The sequence below is a fragment of the Arcicella sp. genome (genome assembly GCF_964672035.1).
In genome coordinates, this window is record NZ_CBABQS010000115.1 from 1 (window position 1) to 10,084 (window position 10,084).

Sequence of the window (10,084 nt, forward strand, 5' to 3'; positions counted from 1 at the left end):
CCTAAGATTTTCGTTCAGAATGATATGAAGTTTTACTAAATCATCAAAATGTTTTTTGACGTGATTTAATAACATTTTCTGTATGAACTGGAGAGGATTGATACCCATAAAATATGAATAGGATTATACGAAACATAACAACCGTGTTAATAGGCATTGTTGTATGGACTTGTCTGGCAGAAAATATCTTTTCCCAAACAGGATGCAAAGTCGAAAATACTTCCGAACCTGTCAAAGGTGAATTTAGCATTAATGGAAATAAAGTAAATGTTAAAGGAGATGGTGGTCGTTCATTAACTGCTACTAATAATATTCCCATTAAGATATGCGAAGGCGAAGTAATCACTCTCAAAAATACACTTCCTGTTACATCTTCCACCAGTAATACTTATTGGATTATTGAAGAAGGTCCTCATTGGTCTAATACTGCTGCGATACAATCCTTATTGCCAGTTGGTTCTTACAGTAATATTAATAACGATTTTAGTGTCAAATTAATAGAAAAATCGAACGACGCAAATGGTTTTAGTCTTTATAATGGACCGGGCAGATATGTCGTAATTCAATATGATAATTCTGCTGCCATAGCAGGGGGAGGAGGCATTCACTATGCTTGTCAAGTCATTGAAGTTATTGCACCCAAAGCTCCCGTAGCAACCGTTAATACCTGCACCGACAGTGAATTCCAAATCGTTATCCCCACAAATGCCAATAATATTTTTGACGATTATGAGGTAACTTTTACCCCAGTGGCTGGCATAGGTGATGTTATCAAAAATACGGGGAAGCAAACGCTACCCTACACCTTAAAAGCACTAATGCCCGATAACAGAAATAGGATTATTAACATTAAAGGCGTTTCAGCTACGGGGGGATGTGTATTAGCCCCTTCTTTAAATTTGGGACAGAAAACCGTTAATGTTACCAGCCTTTTTAAACCAAACATTATTTCAATAGCTGGCACAACAATTAAAGCAGAATTTGATATTAAATTGGGAGCCCAAATAGGTACAACTTGGAATTTTTATATAAGAGACATTACAGACCCGCTCAATTATAATAATTACACTAACCATTTCCTTCAACAAGGTTCCACATCAACTGGTGTTACAGAATTAGTAAGAATAACCGTTCCAAACGCCGATAAGCAGTATTGCTTTCAAGCTTCAGCCGTTGATTTAGTTTGTGGAACAAATGAGATTAGTAACCAAGAGATTTGTACAACGCCTGCTAAAGTGATTCCAGAAAACGACAAGAATGTTATTTCGTGGTTAAGAGCCAATGGAGGGGCTCCTGCGGGTGTCAGTCCTACACCATTTATTAATTATGAAGTAGATTTGATGAGAGTTGATGGAACCGTTGATCAAACTTTATTTGCTTCAAATTCTATTACCGATTTGTCTTTTGAACATCAACCAGTCACTTGCGGAAATGATTATATTTATCGGGTAAGGACAAATTATGGTTCACTTTCCTACTCTCAAATTATTAAAGTACAAGCTATTTCGAATAAAATTCCTTCAAAAATTCCTAAGTTCTTAGCAACAATGACTGGTGATAATAAGAACGTTTATTTACAGGGAGATTTTAATTTGGTGAATAAACCAACCGATATTAAACCTAATAATTATAAATATTATAGAGCCAATTCACTCACAGAAGCATTTTCTCTTATAAAAACAGATAATTCTATCTATCAAGATTTGACCGCAGATGCTAATAAACAACAGTATTGTTATTACATGACATGGACAAATCTTTGTAATAAAGAATCTGAACCATCTGAAAAAGTTTGTACGACATTTTTAAGAAGTTCGGGCTCAAGTGTTAGTTGGACTAAAGAAAAACCCCATTCTGTTAATACAGACAGTTATATTGTTCAAAAAGTTGACCCCTTAACAGGAAATAATATCAAAGAACTTGTTTCTAATTTGCAAGGAGTTTATACTTATAACACAATACCATTACCTGAAACCGAAGGTCAAGAAATTTACGTACAAATTGAAACTCGCCCAGTTGGCTGGAGTACGTCAGACCCCGACCGATTGCCCAATACACTCTCAAATGTCATTAAAATTTTCAGACCGTCATTAGTGATGAGTCCTCAAATTTTTACGCCAAATGGCGATAATAATAATGATAAATTTATGATTAGAGGAAAATTTATCAAAAGCATGAAAATGACGATTTACGACCGTTGGGGCAATGCTATTTTCTATGATGAACAAAGCTCATTTCCACTTGAATCGAATCAGAACGAATCAACCGTGGTAGGTTGGAATGGCGTAATGAGCAACGGCAACAAAGCCATGGAAGGAAGTTATGCCTTTAAAATTGAAGTGGAAGATACCATTGGACAAATCTCAACGAAAGAAGGTGCGTTATTGTTAGCTTACTAAAAATCAAAAGATATTTCAAAAAGAAACCTCAATACATAAGTTGGGGTTTCTTTTTTGCGTTACATCAATAGTATTGTAAATTGCGTTCGAAATTAAATTAACAAAAATATGTTCGACATGATAGGAATGCTTGGCAAAGTCAAAGACCTCCAAGCCAAAATGAAAGAAGCACAAGAATCATTGAGTTCAATTACTGAAACGGGCGAATCAGGTGCAGGCATGGTACGGGCAACCGTCAATGGTAAAAAACAATTGCTCAAAATCGAAATTGACGAAGACCTTATCAAACCCGAAGACCGTGAAGTGCTTCAAGATTTAATCGTTGCTGCCACCAATAAAGCAATGAAAAATATTGATGATAAAGTAAAAGATCATCTTCAAAGTGCCACAAAAGGCTTAATGCCAAATATTCCAGGAATGGATTTGGGCGGAATGTTTTCATAAATTATGAATTATGAGTGATAGAATAATTTAAAACTCATAATTCATAATTCATAATTAGAAAAAATGTTAAAAGTACAGAATCTAACCAAAATTTACGGTTCACAAAAAGCCGTTAATGATATTTCTTTTGAAGCCAAAGCGGGTGAAATCGTTGGTTTTTTAGGGCCAAATGGTGCTGGAAAATCTACGACGATGAAAATTGCAACCGGCTATCTTACCGCAACCACTGGAAACGTGGAAGTGAGTGGCTATGATGTACAGAAAAATCCGATGGATGTTCGTCAAAATATTGGCTATTTACCCGAACATAATCCGCTGTATTTGGATATGTACGTCAAAGAATTCTTGGCATTTATTGGCGGAATTTATGGCTTAAAAGGTCAGAATTTGCAAAAAAGAATATCGGAAGTGATTGATTTATTCGGCCTTTCGCTTGAATATAAAAAGAAGATTGGGCAACTTTCCAAAGGTTATCGCCAACGGGTTGGACTCGCCCAAGCCCTCATTCACGACCCAAAAGTATTGATTTTGGATGAACCTACTACTGGGCTCGACCCCAATCAATTAGCCGAAATTAGAAGCGTTATCAGAAATATTGGCAAAGAAAAAACCATTATTTTTTCCACGCATATTTTGCAAGAAGTAGAGGCAATTTGTGATAGAGTAGTGATAATAAATCACGGAATAATCGTAAAAAATTGTTCAATTAATGAGATGAAACAAGAAGGTAAAACGATGGAAGAAGTCTTCAGAGAATTGACGGTTTGATTTACAAAGAAAGAAAGCCTTCACCGTTTGAGACGATGAAGGCTTTCTTTCTATTCCTTTTCTTTAGTATCAATATCTTCTATTTCATTTTCAATATTCTGATTTTCAACAAATTTATTATTGATAACTTCTTCTTTCTTAGGCTGGTCAAAAAACTTATTTTGAAAAATTAATATTGAAACTACTCCACAAAAAATAGAGGCATCAGCAAAATTAAAAATTGGTGTTGAATACCATGAGCCTCCCCATAGTGGCACCCAGTCAGGAATCCAACCTTGATAAGGATCAAAGAAAAACATATCAATTACTTGTCCGTGAAACCAAGGGGTTGGCGACCCAGGGGGATAATTTCCCAATAATTTTCCGTAAAAAGTACTATCAATTACGTTGCCAATTGCTCCCCCAAGAATGGCAGCAATACTCCATAATAGTCCTTCGTGAGCATTTCTACGGGCTAATCTTACTAAATAAAAACCAATTCCAACCATGGCCACTACTCGAAAAAGGCTCAAAACAATTTTGCCATATCCGCCTGGAATAAAACTCAATTCCATGCCAAAAGCCATGCCTCTGTTTAGAACATAATGCAACTTAAACCACTGTCCAAACACGGCCATTTCATTGCCTTCATAAACTAAGTAATGATGGATGGCGTATTTAATGAGTTGGTCGATAGTAATCAACAAAAATGTAAGCCAAAAATATTTATACGGAGAACGAAACATATCCAATTAACAATTAATAGTTATCAATTAACAGTTTTCAATGCACGATTAGTAGTAAAACAAGTAGTAAAATTACAAATAATTATAATTTTTGATTTTTGTTTAATGATAACGGTTTACTGACAGCTGAATTACTCCGCAAAGATACTAAATAAAGAAGCCACAAATTGATTAAATTTGTGGCTTCTTGTGAAATTATATTAGTCAATTCAAATTTTTGCATTAACTAATTTTCAAATTAAATCTATTTTTCCTGAAACACCAATCGCTTACGTCTCACCAATTCACGTTTAATCAAAACAAACTCACGGCTTGCTTGTCCTGCCACAGAGGTATTTTCCTCGGCACGGCGGAACAAATAAGGCATCACCGCATCAACTGGCCCGTAAGGCACATATTTTGCTACATTATAACCTGCTTTTGAAAGATTGAACGAAATATTGTCGGACATACCGAGCAATTGGGCAAAATAGAAATGGGAATCTGTCGGGGAAATGTGGTTTTGATTCATCAATTCAACTAAGTATTTGCAACTATACTCGTTATGTGTTCCTACACAAATTGAGATGGTATCACGATTTTCAACCGTATACTCCATGGCTGTATTATAATCATGGTCAGTAGCAGCTTTGGTTTCATGAACAGGTTCACAATAATTATCTTCGTGAGCTTTTTGGCGTTCTCTCTCCATGTATGCACCTCTCACTAATTTCACGCCTAAAAAATAATTTTGTTTGCGTGCTTGTTGAGTGGCAGCTTTCAGATTATCAAACATGTCCTTACGATACATTTGGAAAGTATTATAAACCACGCATTTTTCGTGATTATATTTTTCCATCATCTCATAAGTCAAATGATCAATCGTATCTTGAATCCAAGATTCTTCGCCATCTATAAAAATACTGACGTTTAGCATCGCTGCTTTTCCGCACAACATATCCATTCTCTTACGGATTAACTCAAAAGCGACTTTTTCTTCTTCGTACAACGGTTCTTGATTCTGCACTTTTTCTAACAGTTCCGAACTTCCGATGCCTGTAACTTTAAAGACTGCGAAAGGAATTGCTACATTTTGATTCGCTTTTTCTATCGTTGATAAAATCTCTTGGGTGGTATTTTCAAAGCTTTTTTCATCATCTTCACCTTCAACGGAATAATCCAAAATTGTGCCGATATGAGCTTTATCCAAATTTTCTATGGTTTTATTACATTCTTGCAGATTTTCTCCCCCACAAAACTGGTCAAAGACCGTTATTTTAATCAACTTTTTTATCGGAAAATGAAGAAAAAGAAATAGTTTGATAAAAAAAGTACCTAACTTTACGAGCCAATTCTGATTCATACTTGCAAATATCAAGTAAATCTTTTTTAACTGTAAGTTAGATTTGGAAGAAAAAGCAACGGAAGTATCTTCGAAACTAACTTTCGGAGAAATTGTGAGGGGTTTGGTGGTTGGCATTTTGGTCATTTCTATGGACTTAATAATCTTTTTATATTTTGTAACTTAAAGATAGTTTAACAATTGATTATCAATTTATTAAGATTTAGAGTATTGACTTTATTTTACAAAAGCCTGCAAAGATAACATATTAGAATAATACAAAAACACGTTTCACTAAATTAAATTTTTAAAAGAAATTATTACTGCCTTTTTTATTGAAATTAAGACGTTATTTTTCGTAAAGTAACAATAAAATTTTGATGAAACATTAAAATAAAAGTACGTTTTGTTTATAAAAATTGTTTAAAAAGAATCACGAATAAAGTTTACCAAAATGAATGCTAATTTAGACATCACGCCGATGCAGGAATGGATCAATACTGACGGCAAACCTTTGATAATTGCTGGACCATGTTCAGCCGAGACGGAGGAACAAGTGTTGGAGACTGCCAACAGAATTAAAGCCGAAGGTTACGCCCACATCATGCGTGCAGGTGTATGGAAGCCCCGTACACGTCCAGGAAGTTTTGAAGGAATGGGAGAACCCGCTTTGAAATGGCTCGTGGAGGCAAAAAAACAAACAGGTTTACCTTTAGCAATTGAGGTGGCAACTCCCGAACACGTTGAACTTGCCTTGAAATACGGCGTTGATGTGTTGTGGATTGGTGCAAGAACAACCGTAAACCCATTCAACGTTCAGGATTTGGCTGACGCTTTGAAAGGGGTGGATGTTCCTGTGTTAGTTAAAAACCCTGTGAATCCTGATTTGGCCCTTTGGGTTGGAGCGTTTGAACGTCTTCAAAACTCCGGTATCAAAAAGTTGGGAGCTATTCACCGTGGTTTCTCAAATGCGCAAGAAGTAAAGTATCGTAACTCTCCGATGTGGCAATTAGCCGTTGAGATGAAGCGTTTGTTCCCTCAATTACCAATGATTGGTGACCCTTCTCACATGGCGGGAAAACGTTCATTGTTGATGGAATTGTCGCAAAGAATCTTGGATTTGAATTACGACGGAATGATTATTGAGACTCACCGTGACCCAGATGCGGCATGGTCGGATGCTTCTCAACAAGTTACGCCAGAAGTTTTAGGACAAATGTTGCGTGAATTGGAAGTACGTCATGCTAATTATGGTGCTGATTTCAAGGATGAATTGGCAGCAATGCGTTCAAAAATCGACAATATCGACCGTGAATTAATGGAAGTATTGGCGGCTCGTATGTCAATCGTTGAGAAATTAGGAGAATATAAACGTGATAATAACGTAGCTGTTCTTCAACTTGACCGTTGGAAACAAGTTCACGCAGACCGTGCAAAACAAGCAACTGGTTTAGGTTTATATCCAGAATTTGTGGAAGAATTATTCAAATTAGTTCACTTAGAATCCATCCGTAAACAAACGGAAGTAATGAGTTCTATAGTAGCTTAATTTGTTAGTGTAAATATTTAAAAAGGCTATTTCTGTTGTGGAAATAGCCTTTTTATGGTTAAATTTTTATCTTTTATAATTATCCTTTCTTTACTATTTGTCATTTATAAAAATGTTTTCTAATTTTAAGTAAAACAAAAGATAAGGCTATGAAATCTATTCAAATAAATATTCTTTCAAATAATGATGAAGTTGAAGTAATGGGCTTGCCTATCGCTCTTAGAAAAAAAGTCAATCATTAGTGTAGGAAACATTAGAAATATGTCTATTCCAGGCAAACCAATGACCATCAATGAGTTAAATGAGCAACTTGATATTTCGGGAAAAAGCAAATCTCACACTGCAAGCGAGGCAAAAGCAATTTTAGGAATATGATTGAAAACGTAGGAGACTTAGTTTTTAAAGATATTTTTCTTGATGATTTGATTCGCCTTGAAGATTATAAGAAACAATACAATCCCCAAAAAGCTCGTAAACTATTTTCTGACATTTACGATTTCTTGCTCTTCACAATTGCTAAAATGCCCTTTGAATTTCGTTTATATGAGGAAGGGTTGAAAGGGATTACCCATCGTACGGTTTTTTAAAAAAAATATGTCATTTATTATGATGTTTACGAAGGCAGAATTGAATTTATCCGGATACATCATACAAGTCAAAATCCCGAAAACATTTTTTTGATAGAATAGAAATTATCTCCTTCAATCATAATTATTTAATAACGATTAACATTGACATACGAGTGGAAATATTTCCAATTTCTAAAAAATCCCCTCCCTTTTCCGTATTTTTGAAAATCGTTAATTAATTAGCCGTGAGCAATGAGCTTTGAGCAATGAGCGATGGGCTGGAAAGTATATAAAATTCATGGCTCATATCTCCATGTTTATAACTCGTTGCTCATAGCTTAAAGCTCAAAGCTATCAATGAAAAAATTATTCCTTCTCGACGCAATGGCGTTGATTTACAGAGCCCATTTTGCCTTCCAAAAAACACCTCGAATTTCCTCTACGGGCATGAATACCAGTGCCGTATTTGGTTTTGCTAATACGCTTTTAGAAGTTATTTCCAAAGAAAAACCTACGCATATTGGTGTGGCTTTTGATACTTCTGCCCCAACTTTTCGCCATATTCAGTTTGAGGCGTACAAGGCTCAACGTCAGGCACAACCCGAAGATATTACGATTGCTATTCCTTATATAAAACGCCTTTGCGCCGCCATGAATATTCCGATGTTGATTATGCCGGGATATGAAGCCGATGACGTGATTGGGACAATTGCAAAACTTGCTGCCCGTGAACATGAAGATATGGAAATTTTCATGATGACTCCTGATAAAGATTACGGTCAGTTGGTCGAAGAACGCATTTTTATGTATAAACCTGCCTATATGGGAAAGGGCGTAGAGGTGATGGGCGTAGCAGAAATCTGCGAGCGTTGGGGCATTGATAATGTGATGAAAGTGATTGATATTTTGGGATTAATGGGCGATGCTTCCGATAATATTCCTGGGATTCCTGGCATTGGAGAAAAGACGGCTCAGAAACTGATTGAAGAATACGGTTCAGTTGAAAATCTGATTGCTAATGTGGATAAACTCAAAGGCAAACAACAAGAAAATGTACGCAATTTCGCTGAACAGGGGCTTTTATCCAAAGAATTAGCGACAATTATGCTCTCAGTTCCCGTTGATTTTCATGAAGAAAGTTTGAGACTATCGGAGGTTAATAAGGAATTACTTTCGCCCCTTTTGGATGAATTGGAATTTAGAACGTTGCGGAGGAGAATGTTGGGGGAGGAAGCAGTCAGCAATGAACAGTCGGCAGTCAGCAGTAGTCAGAAAGCTGAAAGCCGAAAGCCGAAAGCTGTGACAGGACAAATGGATATGTTTAGCAGTTTAGCACCTGAAAAACAATTGGATATTTTTAGTCAAAATGATAATGCGTTCGACTCGAACGTCGAATTACAAAAAGCTAATATCCACACCACCGTTCACCAATATCACCTCATCAACTCGCCAGAATTACGCCAATCGTTGATTCACTTTTTGAGTTTGCAAGATGCTATTTGTTTTGACACCGAAACTACCAGCGTTGATGCCGTTGAAGCGGAATTGGTCGGAATGTCGTTTGCGTACCGTGCGGGTGAAGGTTATTACATTCCCGTTCCTGCCAACCGTGAGGAAGCTCAGGCAATTGTGGATGAATTTAAGCCCATTTTCTTAAACGAAAAGATTGAAAAAATTGCCCAAAATATCAAATATGACTTGATGGTTTTGACACCATACGGTGTAGAAATCAAAGGAAAAACTTATGATACGATGTTGGCTCACTACATTATTGAGCCAGAAAAACGTCATGGAATGGATATTTTGGCAGAAGATTTTTTAAACTATACACCAGTTTCTATCGAAGAAATTATTGGTAAAAAAGGCGTAAAACAAGGAAATATGCGTGATGCCGATATTGAAAAAGTGAAGGAATATGCTGCTGAAGATGCGGACATTACGCTACAATTAAGAGACAAATTACATCCAATATTGGCTCAAAATCCGAGTGCGGTTCAATTGTTTGAAGAAGTAGAAATGCCTTTAACGCAGGTACTTTGTGATATTGAAATGGAAGGGGTGAAATTGGACGTTGAGTTTTTGGCGACGATGTCGAAGGTTTTGGAGAAAGATATGTTGGAAGTGCAAACCATCATTTTTGAATTGGCGGGACAAGATTTTAACATTAATTCACCGAAACAATTGGGCGAAATTTTATTCGATAAACTCAAACTTGACGCAAAAGCTAAAAAGACCAAAACTGGTCAATACATGACGGGCGAAGATATTTTATCAAAATTAGAATTACAAAATCACGAAATTGCTCGTAA

8 protein-coding genes are annotated in these 10,084 nt (G+C 36.2%); 6 read left to right on the top strand and 2 right to left on the bottom strand.

The genetic code is table 11. From position 1 onward, the window contains the following. Nucleotides 1–113: 113 nt before the first annotated feature. The 3 genes from AC1W31_RS19355 (at nucleotide 114) to AC1W31_RS19365 (ending at nucleotide 3,611) form a co-directional block, all read left to right on the top strand. Complete coding sequence (locus AC1W31_RS19355) at nucleotides 114–2,399, top strand: T9SS type B sorting domain-containing protein (RefSeq protein ID WP_481736142.1); 2,286 nt, start codon at nucleotides 114–116, stop codon at nucleotides 2,397–2,399. A gap of 108 nt (nucleotides 2,400–2,507) precedes the next feature. After that, nucleotides 2,508–2,843 carry a YbaB/EbfC family nucleoid-associated protein gene (locus AC1W31_RS19360; RefSeq protein ID WP_481736143.1) on the top strand — a complete coding sequence of 112 codons (336 nt, stop codon included), beginning with the start codon at nucleotides 2,508–2,510 and terminating at the stop codon, nucleotides 2,841–2,843. A gap of 63 nt (nucleotides 2,844–2,906) precedes the next feature. After that, a complete protein-coding gene (locus tag AC1W31_RS19365) occupies nucleotides 2,907–3,611 on the top strand; it encodes an ATP-binding cassette domain-containing protein (protein WP_481736144.1) in 705 nt (234 codons plus the stop codon). A gap of 50 nt (nucleotides 3,612–3,661) precedes the next feature. Here AC1W31_RS19365 and AC1W31_RS19370 read toward each other — a convergent pair whose 3' ends face one another. Both AC1W31_RS19370 and AC1W31_RS19375 read right to left on the bottom strand, forming a co-directional pair. Continuing rightward, nucleotides 3,662–4,336: a lipoprotein signal peptidase gene (locus AC1W31_RS19370; protein ID WP_481736145.1), complete on the bottom strand. Its 675-nt coding sequence runs from the start codon at nucleotides 4,334–4,336 to the stop codon at nucleotides 3,662–3,664. 244 nt (nucleotides 4,337–4,580) lie between these two features. Beyond that, complete coding sequence (locus tag AC1W31_RS19375) at nucleotides 4,581–5,795, bottom strand: proline dehydrogenase family protein (protein WP_481736146.1); 1,215 nt, start codon at nucleotides 5,793–5,795, stop codon at nucleotides 4,581–4,583. Nucleotides 5,796–6,111: 316 nt separating this feature from the next. On the opposite strand from AC1W31_RS19375, the gene AC1W31_RS19380 reads away from it, so the two are divergent. The 3 genes from AC1W31_RS19380 to AC1W31_RS19390 form a co-directional block, all read left to right on the top strand. After that, nucleotides 6,112–7,206: a chorismate mutase gene (locus AC1W31_RS19380; protein ID WP_481736147.1), complete on the top strand. Its 1,095-nt coding sequence runs from the start codon at nucleotides 6,112–6,114 to the stop codon at nucleotides 7,204–7,206. 371 nt (nucleotides 7,207–7,577) lie between these two features. Next, the gene (locus AC1W31_RS19385) at nucleotides 7,578–7,793 is read left to right on the top strand and encodes a hypothetical protein (protein ID WP_481736148.1); all 216 of its coding nucleotides are present in this window, start codon (nucleotides 7,578–7,580) and stop codon (nucleotides 7,791–7,793) included. A gap of 339 nt (nucleotides 7,794–8,132) precedes the next feature. Next, the coding region (locus tag AC1W31_RS19390; protein WP_481736149.1) for a DNA polymerase at nucleotides 8,133–10,084 on the top strand (1,952 nt) is incomplete at its 3' end.